Here is a 16,919-nt window from a genome sequence, read left to right as displayed (position 1 = left end):
ACGTGTTCGCGTCCGAGGACCGGCTCGGCACGTGGCGCCACCTGCTCGTGGCGGTCCGCTCGCCCCGGCGGATCTTCGCGGCGAAGGCGCTGGCCAGCCTGACCGTCATCCTGCTGCTCGTGGCCGGGCTGGCCTGTTCCAGCGCGGTCGGCGGGATGGTGGCGGTCGGCAACCAGCCGCTGGTCGGCCTCGACGGCCACCTGCTGACGTCGGCGGACGCCGCTGGGAAGGTCCTGCTCGCCTGGGTCTGCGTACTCGCCCCGACCCTGTCCCTGGCCGCGATCGGACTGCTCGGGTCCGTCACGCTGGGGCGGTCGCCGATGGGACTGCTGCTGCCCGCGCTCGTGGCGCTCGCTATGCAGCTGGCCCAGATGATGCCGCTCCCCGTCGCCGTACGCGTCGCCCTGCCGAGCTACGGATTCATCGCCTGGAACGGTCTGTTCACCAGCCCTGCGCAGCTCGGCCCGCTCCTGATCGGCGTCGTGGTCAGCCTGCTGTGGGCCGTGACCGCGACGGTGCTGGCCTACGTGCTGTTCATGCGACGCGACTTCACCAACCTGAGCTACGACGGCTCGGGGCGCCGCGCGGTCACCGCCGGAGCTCTGCCGCTCGTCGGACTGGTCGCCGGGACGGTCGCGGTCGTCACCGCGACGACCGGGGCCACGGGCTCCGGGATCGAGCAGGACAAGGTGCAGCGCTCAGTCGCGACGGCATTCGCCCACCTCTATCGCATGCAGACCCAGCAGCTCAACCGCCCCGCCGTCACCGAAGCGCAGTTGAAGGCCACGGCGACGTGTGACAAGGGCAGCATCAGGGTCGCAGCGGAGGGGCCGGGCAACGACTGGCGCTGCGTCGTCTCCTGGCATCTTCCCGGCGTCGAGGCGGTCGGCACGGCCATCTACCAACTCGACGTGACCCCGGACGGTCGTTTCATGGCCGATGGCGACGGACCGAAGGAAGTGAACGGCTACTTCCTGGTGCGAACCCCGGAGGGGGACGCACCGAACCCGATGTGGCAGTTCGACGGCAACGTCGACCTGCTCGCCACCTCGAAGGGATAGTTCCATGCAGGTAACACAGCAGCGCCGGAACAATGAAACGGCACAGATCAGCCTTTTCGGCAGACGCGTCGGCCGCCGGGCCACTCTGGTGACGGTGGGCATCGCTGTCGCCCTCGGCGTCACGGGCACCGCTGTTGCGCAGACGGGCCAGTTCGGCACCCAGCAGGTCGGCCAGGACACCGCCAACGGCCAGGTCATCTCCTCCGACCAGTACATCGCGCCGTACGGCAGCCGCACCGTCATCGACGACGGCAAGATCATGTCGTCCGTGGTCAGCCCGGACGGTACGCACCTCGCCGCCTCCATGGCCGACGGCGATGCGGCGCTGGTCATCATGGACCTCGAGACCGGGCAGGTGAAGCAGAAGGTCGGCACCTCTTCGGTGGACGACCTGCGTATCCAGAGCGGCGCCGTCGGCCAGGAGGGCCCGACGTACTCGCCCGACGGTTCGCAACTGTGGCTGGGCCAGGGGGATGGTTACACCAAGTTCACTGTGAACTCGGACGGCACCCTCGCCGACCCGACGGCCATCTCGATCCCGGCGGACGGTTCCAGGCACGCGCTGGTGGGTGCGGCGGTGTTCTCTGCCGACGGCTCCACCGTGTACTCCGCGGTCAACGGCCAGAACCGGGTGGTCGCCATCGACTCGGCGAACGGGGCCATCAAGCAGAGCTGGGCCGTGGGCAACGCCCCCCGTGGCATGGCCATGGTCGGCAACAAGCTCTACGTCAGCAACGAGGGCGGGCGTCCGGCCAAGACCGGCGACACCACGATCAACTCCTACGGCACCCAGGTGCCCGCCAACCCGGACACCGGTTCCAGCACCACCGGCACGGTCAGCGTCATCAGCCTGGCAGACCCGTCAGCCACCGTCGGAAGCATCGACGTCGGTCTGCACCCGACCGCCGTGTACGCCAAGAACGGGACGGTGTTCGTCACCAGCACCGCCGACAACAAGGTGTCGGTCATCGATACCGCCAACGACAAGGTCGTCCAGACCATCGCCACCCAGCCGTGGCCGGAGGCGTCGGTGGGCTACGAGCCCGACGCGGTGACGCTCACGGACGACGGTCATCTGCTGGTGACACTGGGCCGCGCCAACGCGGTCGCCGTCTACCGGTACAAGTCCCCGCAGGATCCGGTCGGCTACGTCGGCCTGCTCCCGACGGACTACTTCCCCTCGGAGATCACCACCGTGGGCAAGAACGTGGTCGTCTCCAACACTCGTGGTATCGACGCCCGACGCCCCACCAGCAAGGCCGGGCACGGCACCCACGACACGACGTCGAGCCTGACGCAGTTCACGCTGCCGGACGACAGCGTCATCAGGTCCGAGACCCGCAAGGTCTTCCAGCAGAACGGCTGGACCCGCGGCTCGGTCGAGCTGGCCAAGGGCAAGGGCCACAAGAAGCCGGTACCGGTCCCCGTGCGGCTCGGCGATCCGTCGACGATCAAGCACGTCTTCCTGCTCGTCAAGGAGAACCGGACCTACGACCAGATCTTCGGTGACATGCCGCAGGGCAACGGCGATGCGTCGCTTGCGCAGTTCGGCGAGAACGTGACACCGAACCAGCACACGCTGGCTTCGCAGTTCGGGCTGTACGACAACACGTACGACATCGGCACGAACTCCGCCGAGGGCCACAACTGGCTGATGCAGTCCGACAACCCGGAGTACACCGAGTCCTCGGCCGGTGAGTACACGCGCAGCTACGACACCGAGGACGACGTTCTCGGCCACCAGAAGAGCGGCTTCATCTGGACCGGTGCGCAGGCGGCCGGCAAGTCCGTCAAGGACTTCGGCGAGTTCCAGTCGGCCGAGAGCAAGCCGTCCGGCGCGACCTGGCAGAACCTGTACTGCGATGCCAAGAACATGGACGCGACCGGCCAGCCCACCGCCTACCCCATTCAAACGGGATCGGCGATCCCGTCGCTCAACAAGGTCTCGGTGCCCGGCTTCCCGAAGTTCGACACCAGCGTCCCGGACATCTACAAGGAGCAGATCTGGGAGCAGGACTTCGAGAAGAACGGTCCGGCGAACCTGAACATGTTCTGGTTCTCCAACGACCACACCGGTGGCCCGGCGAACGCGGCCGCCCAGGTCGCCGACAACGACCTCGCGGTCGGCCGGATGGTTGACGAGATCTCGCACAGCAAGTACTGGAAGGACTCCGCGATCTTTGTCGTCGAGGACGACTCCCAGGCCGGCCTCGACCACATCGACGGCCACCGTGCCCCGATCCAGATCATCAGCCCCTGGGCCCAGCGCAGTACCGTCGACAACCGCTACTACTCCCAGATCACGATGATCCGGACCATCGAGCAGATCCTCGGGATCCACCCGATGAACCAGAAGGACAGCGCGGCCACCCCGATGACGGGGGCGTTCACCAAGAAGGCGAACAACACGCCGTTCACGGTAGTGCCCAACCGGACCTCGCTGACCCTCGGCCTGAGCACCCAGCCCTCCTGCGGCCCGGACACCCCGGCGCCGCAGAACGCCAAGGCGGCGCCCGCGCCGACGTCTGCAACGGTGCCAGCGGCCGAGCAGACAGTCGCGGCGAAGTGGGAGACCTGGAAGACGCACCAGCGCTTGACCGGGCCCAACGCCGTGCCCGACTTCGCGAACCCCGCGCAGATGAACCACTTCACGTGGTACCAGACGCACGAGTGGACGAAGCCGTACCCCGGCGAGAGCGAGATCTTCGCGCCGGAGGACGTGCCGGGCGCCTACATCCCATCGGCGGAGAGCGACGGCTGACCCATCGTCCTGAGAGGTCGTCGGCACTGCACCTGAACGAGCGGGTCCGTCCGCGGTGGTCGTTCCACCGCGGACGGACCGGCCTCACTCATCGAGGGTGCCGTGCCCGGCCGTAGCTCAGCGCAGGCCGAAGGCCCTGATCACCGTCTGGTTCACCGAGTTGCCCACCGAGTCCTTGGCGCTCGCCCTCAGCGACACGAAGGACGCGTTGGTCGGAGCAGCAAGGCGGAAACGCCCGTCGCTGGGGCAGGTGGCCTTGTGCCAGCTCCGGCCGTCGTCGTAGGACAGCTCCAGACCGACCGCGCCGATCTTGCCGGCAAGGCCGGCGCCAGACAGGTGAGCAGCGGTGACGGACAGGGTGTCGTGCCGCCCGGCGCGCCCTGCCGCGTCCGTACCGATCCGGTAGTCGAGCTGCACCAGCGGCAGCACCACGGTGGCGGCATCCGTCGGCGCCTCCGACGTGAAGCCCCACTCGGTACGCGTACGGGAGGAGTACGGGGTGTACGTCACATTGCGCTCGCCGGTGACGACCAGCTTGAACGGCAACCTACCGGAACTCGGTGCGTCGCCCCAGACGTTCGTGAAGTTCCCTTGACCCAACTGGGTGGTGCCCTGGTACAGGGTCTGCTGCTGAGTTACGACCGGGTCCTGGTTCCACCCGACGTGGTTCCCACTGCCCCAGGCCGGGATGTCGACGTACAAGTGGTTGCCGTTGCGGGTAGGCGGGAGATTGTTGAAGAAGGTGTCGTTGAGGAAGGGGCGCTGGATCGGCTTGAACCATTCCTCGGACTGCCGGCTGCCGGCCCGGTAGGCGGTCTTCGCACCCTGCTCGAAGCCTATGGATTCGGCGAACGCCTCCTGGTGCCAGCGGACACCGGTGGTGGACACCCAGTCGGTCCGCTTCCCGTTCGCGGGCTCCGGCATGATGGGGCCGGAGGACCAGTCGACGCCGTCGAGCCATTCGAAGCGGAACTCGGCGCCGGTGGCGTCCGGTTTCGGGCTCGCGAAGGTGACGTCGATCCGGGCCAGGTTCTCGGTGTCGCCCTTGACCGTCATCTTCGACGGGATCTCGTTGTGCCAGACGTGCGCGAGGTCGTAGACGTACGGGCTCGCGGTCTCGGAGTCCACGGTGATCCTGGCCCCGGCGTCGTCGGCCTGCCGGATCAGCTTCTCGCCGTCCTCGGTGCCGAGCAGGCCGACGTCGAGTGCCACAGGCCGCTGGCCCAGTGGCGCGTAGGAGCGCATGGGGCGGCCGTACCCGTTCTCCACGACCAGCATGAGTTTCGCGCCCGCGGCGATCGCGTTGGCCGCCTGGTCGATGTCGCTGACGTCATCGCTGTGGCGGACCACCACGGCTTTGCCGCGCGCGTCGAGGTGGGCGTAGTCCGCACTCGACCCCTGGCCGGCGAAGACCAGCGGCAGCTTGTAGGTGCCCCTGGCCAGTGGTGTGATGCCCTCCTGGCGCAGGATGCCGGTGAACTCGGTCGTGCGGGTGGAGACGGCCAGTGCGGGCTTCTCGCCGCGCCAACGGGTGGTCAGCTGGAAGTCGCCGTGGGTGACCTTGTGGGTGGTCGGCTGCGCCCAGATGCTGTCGTAGTACACACTCTCGGCGGACAGACCCGACCTGACGCCGTTGATGACACGATTGTAGCCCAGCTTCTGGAACGTCACGTCGCTGCGCTGCGGGGTGCTCATCTCGATGCGCTTGGCCTTGGAGGCGTCGAACGTGACGGTGGTGTCACGGTCCAGTAGCACGTCGGGGTCGCCGAGCAGGGCCAGGCCCTTGGAATGGGGACCGTGGACGCCCTGGACCTCCTGGTAGGAGAGCGCCGAGTACACGTCGTCGGGCAGGAAGATCTCCTCGGTGCCGGAGGGGCCGACGGGGATCAGGAAGGAGTTCTTGTCGCCTGCCCTGAGCATCTGGACTTCGCCGGACGTGGGATTGCCCTGGGAGTCCTTGAACGTCAGGGTCAGTTTGTGCATCGTCGCGAAGCCGAGGGAGACGGCGGTGTGCGCGACGGCGCTGCCGGCGGTGTCCGTTGCGAGCAGCTGCCCCGAGTAGTGGTTCTTGGCGGTGCCCGCGGAGCCGTCGATCGTCACCGTGACGCCGGCGGTGCCGTGCGCGGGGACGACCACGCGGGAGACCGACGGGCGGAACATCCCGGACGGGGCGTGCGGCGCGTCGACGGACAGCGTGAGTGTGACCGGCACGTCGGTGACGTTGGTGTAGGTCACCGGGCGCTGAAGGGTGCCGCCCTTGTACTGGGCCGCATAGGCGGTCGCCGAGGCGAAGACTCCGGCCTGTGCAGCCGCGGCGACGTCCAGCCGGCCGCTGCCGGCCTCGAAGGCGTCGTACGACGGGGTCTGCCGGGACCTGCTGGCCAGCAGGTCCTTCAACTGGCTTCCGCTGAGGTCCGGGTGGGCCGCGGCGAGCAGGGCGGCGGCGCCGGCGACGTGGGGTGTGGCCATGGAGGTGCCGCTCAAGGACTGGTAGGCGCCGTGGCCGTTGTCGCTGAACTGGGAGTTGGCCGCCAGGATGTCGACTCCGGGTGCGGTGATCTCCGGCTTCAGTGCGCCGTCGACGCGGGGGCCCTTGCTGGAGAAGGAAGCGAGGGAGTCGGTGGCGTCGACCGCGCCCACGGTGAGCGCGGAGGTGGCCGCTCCCGGTGCGCCGATGGTGCTCGGACCCCCGAGGTTGCCCGCGGCGACCACGAACAGCGCGCCGGTCTGGGCGCTGAGCCGGTCGACGGCCTGGCTCATCGGGTCGGTTCCGTCGGACACCTGGCCGGTGCCGAGGCTCATGTTGATGATCTTGGCGTGCTGGTCGACGGCTGCCCACTCCATGCCGGCCAGGGCGTAGGAGATCTGTCCGCTGCCGTAGTTGTCCAGTACCTTGCCGATGCGCAGCCGGGCGCCCGGCGCGACGCCCTTCTCCTTCCCGTCGGAAGCCGCACCGGTTCCGGCGATGATCGACGCGACATGGGTGCCGTGTCCCGCGTGGTCGTCGGTGTTCTCGTCCGGTACGAAGCTCTGCCGGCTCACGATGCGGTCCGTCAGGTCCGGGTGGCCTGCGTCGACGCCGGTGTCGAGGACGGCGACGTCCACGCCCTGCCCGGTGTCGCCGCCCTGCCAGACCTGCGGGGCGCCGATCTGCGCGGTGCTGTCGGCGAGGTCGGCGTGGATGGGGGCGTCCAGCCAGATGTGCGAGATTCCGCCGCTGAAGGACGGTTGGGTGTTCTGCGTTCGGGCGCCGTGGTTCGTCGTCGTCCTGGCCACGGACTTCCAGAAGTCGTCCGCGCGGGAACGGTCCGCGGTCAGGGCGGCACCCTGGATGCTGTCGAGGTTGCGTACCCGGGCCGCCCCCTCGGGGACGGCTGACGCGCGACGTGCAGCGGCAGCCTGCGTGTAGGAGACGATCAGCGGCAACCGGTCGCGGTGCGCGTCGTCGTATCCGTTCGCGATCAGATCCGTGATGTTGAACAACTGCCGGTCCAGGGTGCCTTGGGCCAGGAACGGCAGCGCGGACTCGGGGTAGACGTAGAGGTCATCGCCCGACGTCATGATGCGGGTCGATGCCGGCAGTCCAGCGGCATCGCGGACGGTGACGGTGCCACCGGACTGCCCTGCACCACGGCCAACCTGACTGGTTGTGACGACATCACCGGTGATCAATGTGACGGAGTGGTCACCGGCCGGCACATGGTCCATGGCGGATGCGGGTGGCGGGGCAGAGGTACCGGGAGGGGTGGCTGCCTGAGCCGTGATCGGGCTCGTGAGTGCGAGAACCGAAGCGCCGACGATGACCGGCACGCTCCAGCCTCTGTGGTGTTTCTGCAAGGGGATCCTTGGTTGGGTCCGGGCAGGGAACGATCGCCCTCTGCCGTCCAGAACGCCACACCGCAGCGGGCTGGCATCACTTGGGCGACGTGATCATAAGCGTGGACAAATTCATTGTGAAGAGTTGTGTTGCATCGTTGTGAGACGTGCGGGCCAACGGTGTGTTTTACGGCGCGTCGCTCGGAGCGAGCGGCCGGGCTGGGACGAGCTCGCCAAGAACCTCAAGCCCCGGTCCACACCGCACCGACCCTGGACGTGACGTCGAAAGTCGATCTTGGGGTGATGAATGAGCGTGGTTCATGGGGCGGGGAGATCTCGCGGACGAGCTGTAGGTGATGTGGGAGCCGTTGCTGCCGAAGGGGAACGAAGGCGGGGCGGCCTCCTGCCTGGCCCCGGCAGCAGTTGACGACGGCATACGATTCCGGGCGCCGACGGGGGTTCCGTGGCGGGATGTTGCCGCCGAGTACGGCAGGGTCCCTGAGTCATGTCGCGGCCGGGAGCCTGCGTGACTCCCCCGGCTACTGACCGATCAGGCGGCGAAGTCGCGAGAGCCGGCATGGTCAAGACCACCTCGGTGCCTGGGCGAGCACCCTCCCGGACGTCGGAACCGCACCGGCGGGTTGAAGCGAATCTGACACGCCGGATGACCATGACCTACCAACCGTGTCACACTCTTCGGCGAGCCATCAACACAGTTGACGTCGCAAGTGTGGCGGTGGAGGCCGGTCGAGGTGACCGAACGGTGCGTCAGCGGTGCGGTGTGCTGCGCCGAGGGGACATGACCTGGTGACCCAAAGCGCCCATTTCGCCTGCTATACCCAGCAATCGCCTGCCCACACGGTGTGAACAATCTTGCAACGTTGCCACCTGTTCACGTGACGTTAAGAAAGTGTGATCCAACTGCTCATGGAGCCGCGATTGCGTGTGTTTCGGTAAGTCCTGTTCAGGCGTCCTCGCCCGACACATCCCGAGGTGTATGAAATGCCCGCATCAAACACAAGCCGACGAGCACTTACGGCCGGGCAGCTCGGGATATGGCGCGCACAGCAACTGCATCCCGGGAATCCAGCCTTCAATATCGCCGAATATGTCGAGATCAATGGCGCCGTGAATGGACTGCTGTTTGAACGCGCCGTCCGGCGTGCTGCCGAAGAGGCCGAGACCTCCTCCATGCGATTCAGAGAAGATGAGAACGGACTTCCGCATCAGTGGCCTGACAGCGCACCGTGGGAATTTCACCGACTCGATCTGAGTTCGCACGACAACCCGAGACTCTCTGCAGACCAATGGATGCGTGCAGACGCTACGCGCGTAGCCGATCTCGCAGGCAAGGAAATATTCACTCAGGCGCTGTTGAAGATCCAGGAAGATGTCTTCTTCTGGTATCAGAGGGTCCACCACATCATCGGCGACGGTTACACCGGTTCGCTCTTCGCTGCACGAGTGGCAGAGTTGTACACGGCTTACTCAAGGGATACCCACCCCCCGAAACGGTGGTTTCCTCCCTTCGAAATGCTGCTCGATGCGGATAGCCAATACCGGAATTCCGAGGACTTCAGCGCAGATCGCTCTTTCTGGCTCGAAACCATGTCGAATTACCCCGAGCCTCCCAGCCTGAGCAGAATGTCCCCGACCTCGACCCCGCACCGCCTTATACGCCACACTGCTGAATTCGACACCGGAGCGGTGGATCACTTTAAGTCATCTGCGAAACGCTTTGGGACGAGCTTCACCGTCATCGCAGTGGCTGCCGCCGCGCTCAATCTTCACCGAACGGCGGGCGCACGTGAGGTTGTCATCGGGCTGCCTGTGACCGGCAGATGGTCGAGTTCGCTTCGCATGCTTCCAGGCATGGCAGCAAACGTCCTGCCCATTCGCATCTCACTACACCCCAGCAGCAGCGTACTTGACCTCGTAAAGAGGACATCCCTTGCGATTCGAAAGGCGCTTCGGCACCAACGATACAGGTACGAAGACATCGTTCGTGATCTCAAGGCCGTCGGGAAACCGGATCTCTATTCCGCCATGGTCAACGTCATGGCATTCGACTACGATCTCAAGTTCGGTGATGCGACGAGCACCGCCCACAACATATCTGGCGCGCAGGTAAACGATATATCATTTTCGATCTACGACAGACTTTCAGGCAGCATGGAAGTCGTCGTGGATGCAAACGAAGACTTGTACAGCGAGGATCATCTCGCTGAGACTTCGAGGCAGTTCCACGCTGCGTTGCATTGGATCTGCCAAGCGTCCTTTGAAGAAAAGATCGGCCAAGTTGATCTACTGGAACGCGGAGAACGTCGACGAATTCTCGGAGAGCTGAGTGGCTCTGCGATGACGGTTGATGCGAATACCCTGCCCCAACTCATCGAGGCACAGGTATCGGCAGCTCCGCATGCGACCGCCGTGGTATTCGAGGGCCAGGAAATGTCCTACACCGAGCTGAATACGCGGGCCAACCGCCTCGCTCGGCTGCTGGTGGGACGAGGTGTCGGCCCGGAGTCCCTGGTCGGTGTTGCTCTGCCTCGCTCGACGGACCTGGTAGTGGCCTTGCTGGCGGTGCTGAAGGCCGGTGGCGCGTATGTGCCGATCGATCCGGACTACCCTGCGGACCGCATCGCCTACATGCTCGACGATGCTCGCCCGGTGACGGTCGTCACTGAGACAGCTGTACTTGAATCCGGTGTGCTGCCTGAGCAGCACACCGATATGGTCCCACCCCTAGACGCCCCCGAGTCTGTTGCCCGTCTGGCAAGCATGGGCGGATCCGATCTGACGGATGAGGAACGGGCGGGTGCGCTCCTGACGGAACACCCCGCGTTTGTCATCTACACGTCCGGCTCCACTGGCCGGCCCAAGGGCGTCGCCGTCTCGCACATGGGCGTGGTCAACCAGTTCACGTGGATGCAGCGCGAGTACGAACTGACCTCCGCAGACCGCGTACTGCACAAGACGCCGGTGGGATTCGACGTCTCGGTATGGGAGCTGTTCTGGCCCTTGACTGCAGGTGCAACCGTGGTCGTGGCCCGGCCCGGCGGTCACAGGGATGCCCGCTACCTGACCAACGTGATTCAGGACGCACGGGTGACCGTCGTCCAGTTCGTGCCGTCGATGCTCCGCCTGTTCTTGAATGATCACGCAGCCGGGAAATGCGTCGATCTGCGTCTGGTGATTTGTGCCGGCGAGGCCTTGCCTCCCGAGTTGCACCGTGAATTCGATGAGACGCTCGGTGCATCGCTGTACAACATGTACGGACCGACCGAAGCCACCATCGCCGTCACCGCCTGGACCGGCCGCCCGATGGGCCCTGCTGACGGCCCGACGCCCATAGGTCGCCCGATCGACAACTCCCGTGTGTTCGTTCTGGATGCCGCCCTTCAACCCGTGGCCTTTGGCGTGCCTGGAGAGCTGTACCTGGGGGGAGTCCAACTGGCCCGCGGCTATGTGGGGCGTGCGGGCCTGTCGGCTGAGCGGTTCATCGCAAACCCCTTCGGAGTCCCGGGCGAGCGGATGTACCGTACGGGTGACCTCGTCAAATGGCGTCACGACGGCACTCTCGCCTACCTCGGGCGTACGGATCATCAGGTCAAGGTCCGCGGCTTCCGCATCGAACTCGGCGAAGTCGAAACCGCATTGGCTGCGCACGACACCGTCACTCAGGTAGCGGTCGTGGTACGCGAAGATCGGCCGGGAGACCAGCGGATCATCGCATACGTCGTGCCGGCTCAGAACGTGATCGTCGACCCTGCAGCCCTGCGTGCACATGCGGCCGCCACATTGCCGGAATATATGGTCCCATCAGCCATTGTGGTGCTGGAAGCGCTGCCGCTGTCCGCGAACGGCAAACTTGACCGCCAGGCTCTCCCCGCTCCTGACTACACCCTCACGACCACTCGTCGCGCCCCCACCAGCCCGGAAGAGCGATTCCTCTGCCATGCCTTCGCTGAGGTCTTGGGTGTGGGTGAGGTGGGGGTGGAGGACAACTTCTTCGAGCTGGGCGGGCATTCGCTGCTGGCGGTGACGTTGGTGGAGCGGTTGCGTGCCCGTGGTGTGGTGGTGGACGTCCGGACGGTGTTCACGGATCCCACGCCTGCGGGGCTCGCGGCGAGTACGGGCCGTGCCGAGGTGGTGGTTCCTGCACGGTGCGGGACGGCGGGAGTGGAGTCGTTCACGCCGGAACTGTTCCCGCTGGCTGATCTGTCACAGGACGAGGTCGACCGGATCGTGGGGCAGATCCCCGGCGGCGCGGGCAACATCGTGGACATCTATCCCCTGGCTCCCCTGCAGGAAGGCATCCTCTTCCACCACCTGCTCACACACGATGCCACCGCGGACAGCACCGACGACCATGGCGGCCGCGACGGCCGCGACGGGGCTGACGCCGGGGATGTGTATGTGCTGCCGGCGGTGTTCGGCTTTGACTCCCGGGACCGTCTGGTGACCTTCGCGGAGGCGTTGCAGAGGGTCGTTGACCGACACGAGATTCTGCGGACGGCGGTGGTCTGGGAGGGACTGCGCGAACCCGTCCAGGTCGTCCAGCGTCAAGCGGCTGTCCGTGTGACGTATCTCGATGCGGATCCGTCTCTCGCCGACGTCATCGACCGTGCTGCGGTGACCGATTGGTTGCTGACCCGGTCGTCCGAGAAGTTTGATCTGTCGCGGGCGCCGTTGGTGCGGATCAGCGCGGTCCCGGATCAGGCCGGGACGGACAGTTGGACCGCTCTGGTGGAAATCCATCACATCGTCCAGGACCACACCGCGCTGGAAGTCCTTCTCGGTGAAGTCCACGCCTTCTTCACGGGCCAGGAGGGGGATCTGGGTGATCCGGTGCCGTTCCGTGACTTTGTCGGGCGGGCCCGGCTGGGGGTGTCGATTGCGGAGCATGAGGAGTACTTCCGCGGCCTTCTGCAGGATGTGGAGGAGCCGACCGCGGCATTCGGTGTCGTAGACGTGCAAGGTGACGGCAGCGAGATCCGCGAGGTGTCACGGCCGCTGGCACCGGAGCTGGCACAGCGTCTGCGGGAGGCGGCTCGCCGGCACGGGGTCAGTCCCGCCACGGTGTTCCACCTGGTGTGGGCGCGTGTGCTGGCCAAGGTGTCCTCACGTGAGGATGTGGTCTTCGGCACGGTTCTGCTGGGCCGCATGGGCGGCGGCAGCGGTGTCGACCGCGCCCCGGGCCTGTTCATCAACACCCTCCCGGTACGTACCGACGCCGGCAGCGCGACCCTCACGACTGCTCTGCGAAAGATGCAGCAGCAGCTGGCGGGCCTGCAACTGCACGAACACGCCCCCCTCGCCTTGGCACAGCGCGCGAGTGGGGTCGCAGCCCAGACGCCGCTGTTCACCACACTGCTCAACTACCGGCACAGTGCCCCCACCAGCCCGGCAGAGCAGTTGGAAGGCATCACCCTCCTCCACGTCCACGAACGCACCAACTATCCGGTGTCGGTCATGGTCGACGACCTTGGTGAAGGATTCACGGTCACGGTGCAGGCCAGTGGCCTGGTTGAAGCCGGCTGGCTGACTGCTGCGATCGAGACCACCGCGGAGAGCTTCGCCGACGCCCTGGACACCCACTCCGAGATGCCGGGTATTGACCCGGCCCTGCACGAGATCGAAGCCCTCACCGTCGCCGAGCGTCGCCGCATCCTTCAGGAGTGGAACGACACCACGACCGACGTGCCGGCGGCAACCCTGCCGGAACTCTTCGAAACACAGGTGCTGCAGACTCCTGATGCCATCGCCGTCCTCTTCGAAGGACAGGCACTCACCTACGCCGAACTGAACACGCAGGCAAACCAGCTGGCGCGAGCCCTGCTCGATCGCGGGGCGGGCCCGGAGCGCCTGGTCGGCGTCATGATGGATCGTTCGGCAGAGATGGTCATTTCACTGCTGGCAGTGATGAAGTCCGGCAGCGCCTACGTCCCGATCGATCCCACTCTGCCAGCTGAGCGCATCACCTACCTGCTGAAAGACGCCCGGCCATCGACTCTGGTGACGTCCCTTGCCCGGCACAACGATGAGGTAGCAATGACAACTCCGACGGTGGTGGTCGATGACCCGCCACTGATTGCCGAGCTCCAGAGCCGCAGGGGATCAAACCTGTCGCGAGCCGAGCGTGGTGCGGTGTTGGTGCCGGGGCATCCTGCGTATGTCATTTACACGTCGGGGTCGACCGGGCGTCCTAAGGGCGTGGTGGTGGAGCACGGCGGTGTGGTGAACAGGCTGGCGTGGATGCAGGGTGCCTATGGTCTGCGTCCAGGTGACCGTGTCCTGCAGAAGACGCCGTTTGGTTTCGATGTGTCGGTGTGGGAGTTCTTCTGGCCTCTGCTGGAAGGTGCCACGCTGGTCGTGGCCCGGCCGGGAGGGCATCAGGACCCTGCCTACCTGGCGGAGGTGATGCGCCGTGAGCAGGTGACGGTCGCACACTTCGTGCCATCGATGCTGCAGGTGTTCCTCCAGGAGCCCGCAGCCGCTGAAGTGACGGGGCTGAGAGCGGTGTTCACCAGCGGTGAGGCACTGCCACTCGACCTTCACGAGCGGTTCCGCGAGCTGCTCCGGGTGCCGCTGCACAATCTCTACGGTCCGACCGAGGCATCGATCGACGTCACCGCGTGGACGTGGGACAAGCCTTCCCCGCCCACGGCTGTCGCGATCGGCCGGCCTGCGTGGAACACGAAGGTGTTCGTCCTGGACAGCCGGCTGCAGCCGGTGCCCGCGGGCGTTCCCGGCGAGCTCTACCTGGCCGGAATCCAGCTGGCCCGCGGCTATGTGGGCCGTGCGGGACTGTCGGCGGAACGGTTCGTGGCGAACCCCTTCGGTAGTGCCGGTGAGCGGATGTATCGCACCGGCGACCTGGCGAAGTGGAACACCGACGGGCAACTCGAGTATCTGGGCCGCACCGATGACCAGGTCAAGGTCCGCGGCTTCCGCATCGAACTCGGCGAAATCGAAACCGCACTCCTGGCCCAGCCGGGCATCGCACAGGCCGCCGTCATCGTCCGCGAGGACACTCCCGGAGACAAGCGGATCGTCGGCTACGTGACTTCGGCAGCCGTCAGCCCCGAAGGGGCCGCACCCGCACTCGACACCGCCGCCATCAAGGCCGCCCTGCACACACACCTGCCCGAATACATGGTCCCGTCAGCGATCGTCACCCTCGACGCCCTGCCCTTGACCGTCAACGGCAAACTCGACCGCAAAGCCCTCCCCGCACCCACATACATCACAGGTGCCACGCGGCGCGCCGCCAGCACAGCACAGGAGGAAAAGCTCAGCCAGATCTTCGGTGAAATCCTTGACATCGATGAAATGGGTGTCGACGACAACTTCTTCGAATTGGGCGGGCATTCGCTCCTGGCCACCCGACTCGTCAGCCGCATCCGATCTGCTTTCGGTGTAGAGCTTCCGATCCGGACAGTCTTCGAGGCGCCAACAGTTGCCAAGCTTGCGTCCCATCTCGCCACAGCGTCACCCTCGCGCTCGGCACTGGGGGTGCGGCCACGCCCGGAGTTGGTGCCGTTGTCGTTTGCACAGCAGCGGTTGTGGTTCCTGGGGCAGTTGGAAGGTCCGAGTCCGACCTACAACATTCCGCTGGTGCTGCGCATATCCGGAGCGTTGGACACGCATGCGCTCGCGGCGGCGTTGAACGATGTGGTGGGCCGCCACGAAGTGCTGCGCACGGTGTTCCCACTGGTGGACGGCCGCCCGAGCCAACACGTCCTGCAGCCGGATGCCGCGCTGGTGGGTATGCCGGTGGTGGACCTGGCCGAGACGGACGTGACGGCGGCGGTGACGGAGGCGGCCGGGTACGCCTTCGACCTGGCCTGCGACATCCCGCTGCGCAGCCGGCTGCTGCGGACCCGGCCTGACGAGTATGTGTTGGTGCTGGTGGTGCATCACATTGCCGGTGACGGGTGGTCGATGGGACCGCTGGCACGGGATATGTCACAGGCCTACCGCGCCCGCCTTCAAGGTGTAGCCCCGGTGTGGGAACCGCTCCCGGTCCAGTACGCCGACTACGCACTGTGGCAAAGAGATCTCCTCGGAGACGAGACGGACGCCGACAGCCTCCTCAACCAGCAGCTCGCCTACTGGCGTGAGCGTCTGGGCGGTGCTGCGGAGGAACTTGCTCTTCCTTTCGACCGGCCCCGCCCCGCGGTGGCCACACACCGCGGTGGCGTAGTCCCCCTGAACGTCGATGGTGAGGTCCACCGGCGTCTGGTCGCTCTCGCGCACCGCGAGAACGTGACCCTCTACATGGTGCTGCAGGCCGCGCTGGCCACACTGCTGTCACGCCTTGGCGCCGGAAACGACATCACCATCGGCACACCGGTCGCCGGACGCACCGACGACGCACTGGACGACCTGGTCGGCTTCTTCGTCAACTCCCTCGCCATCCGCACCGACCTGAGCAGCAACCCGACCTTCCTCGAACTGCTCGCCCAGACCCGGGAAACAGTCCTCGCCGCCTACGCCCACCAGGACGTGCCCTTCGAACGCCTCATCGAAGACCTCGCACCCACCCGCTCCATGGCACGCCACCCCCTCTTCCAAACCATGCTGACGGTGCAGAATCTGCCCCAAGCGACACTCGAACTTCCCGGCCTCAAGGCAAGGGCGCTCACACTCCAGCAGATAGGCCGAGCCAACTCCAAATTCGACCTTTCTTTCGATCTGGGCGAGAACTTCGATGATTCCGGGCAACCGGCAGGCTTGCGAGGTCATTTGGTCCACGCCGTGGATCTCTTCGACTCTGCAAGCGTGGAAATGCTGGCCGGCCGCTTCGTTCGTCTTTTGGCTGAGCTTGTTGATCAGCCTGGGACGTCGGTTATGGAGGTCGATGTTCTGTCTCCTGCTGAGCGTCGCCGCATCCTCGAGGAGTGGAACGACACCACGGCCGATGTGCCGGCGGTAACGCTGCCCGGGTTGTTCGAGGCTCAGGTGCTGCGGACTCCTGATGCGACGGCGGTGGTTTTCGAGGGACGGGCACTGTCGTATGCCGAGGTGAACGGGAAAGCGAATCGTCTGGCGCGGCTCCTTGTGCGGCAGGGGGTCGGTCCGGAGTCGTTGGTCGGGGTGGCGTTGCCGAGGTCGGTGGATCTGGTGGTGGCGCTGCTGGCAGTGGTGAAGGCGGGCGGTGCGTATGTGCCGATCGATCCGGACTATCCCGCCGACCGCATCGCCTTCATGCTCGACGACGCCCAGCCGGTCACCGTCATCACGCGGAGTTCCGTCGAGGCTTCGGGGGCGCTGGT

At 66.0% G+C, this 16,919-nt stretch carries 4 protein-coding genes; 3 read left to right on the top strand and 1 reads right to left on the bottom strand.

Annotation, left to right across the window (positions count from 1 at the left end; genetic code table 11):
* Together ACFV0T_RS41515 and ACFV0T_RS41510 are read left to right on the top strand one after the other, a co-directional pair.
* Nucleotides 1-1,061 (top strand): ABC transporter permease (locus ACFV0T_RS41515; RefSeq protein ID WP_385790643.1); only part of this gene is annotated, 1,061 nt, incomplete at its 5' end.
* Between the two features lie 4 nt (nt 1,062-1,065).
* Nucleotides 1,066-3,822, top strand: a complete 2,757-nt coding sequence (locus tag ACFV0T_RS41510) for an alkaline phosphatase family protein (RefSeq protein ID WP_385790642.1) — start codon at nt 1,066-1,068, stop codon at nt 3,820-3,822.
* Between the two features lie 117 nt (nt 3,823-3,939).
* Here the strand turns inward: ACFV0T_RS41510 and ACFV0T_RS41505 are convergent, their stop codons facing one another.
* Entirely contained in the window at nt 3,940-7,383 is a 3,444-nt protein-coding gene (locus ACFV0T_RS41505) for a S8 family serine peptidase (protein WP_385790641.1), read from the bottom strand.
* A gap of 1,257 nt (nt 7,384-8,640) precedes the next feature.
* Here ACFV0T_RS41505 and ACFV0T_RS41500 point away from each other — a divergent pair.
* Nucleotides 8,641-16,919 (top strand): amino acid adenylation domain-containing protein (locus ACFV0T_RS41500; RefSeq protein ID WP_385790639.1); only part of this gene is annotated, 8,279 nt, incomplete at its 3' end.

The organism is Streptomyces sp. NPDC059582 (genome assembly GCF_042735715.1).
GTDB lineage: Bacteria > Actinomycetota > Actinomycetes > Streptomycetales > Streptomycetaceae > Streptomyces.
This window is presented reverse-complemented; position numbering and strand designations above follow the sequence as displayed.

Excerpts from the sequence above, each read along its gene's own strand:
- ACFV0T_RS41510 (WP_385790642.1), top strand. The coding sequence starts at position 1,066 with ATGCAGGTAACACAGCAGCGCCGGAACAATGAAACGGCACAGATCAGC.
- ACFV0T_RS41505 (WP_385790641.1), bottom strand. The coding sequence starts at position 7,383 with ATGACGTCGGGCGATGACCTCTACGTCTACCCCGAGTCCGCGCTGCCG.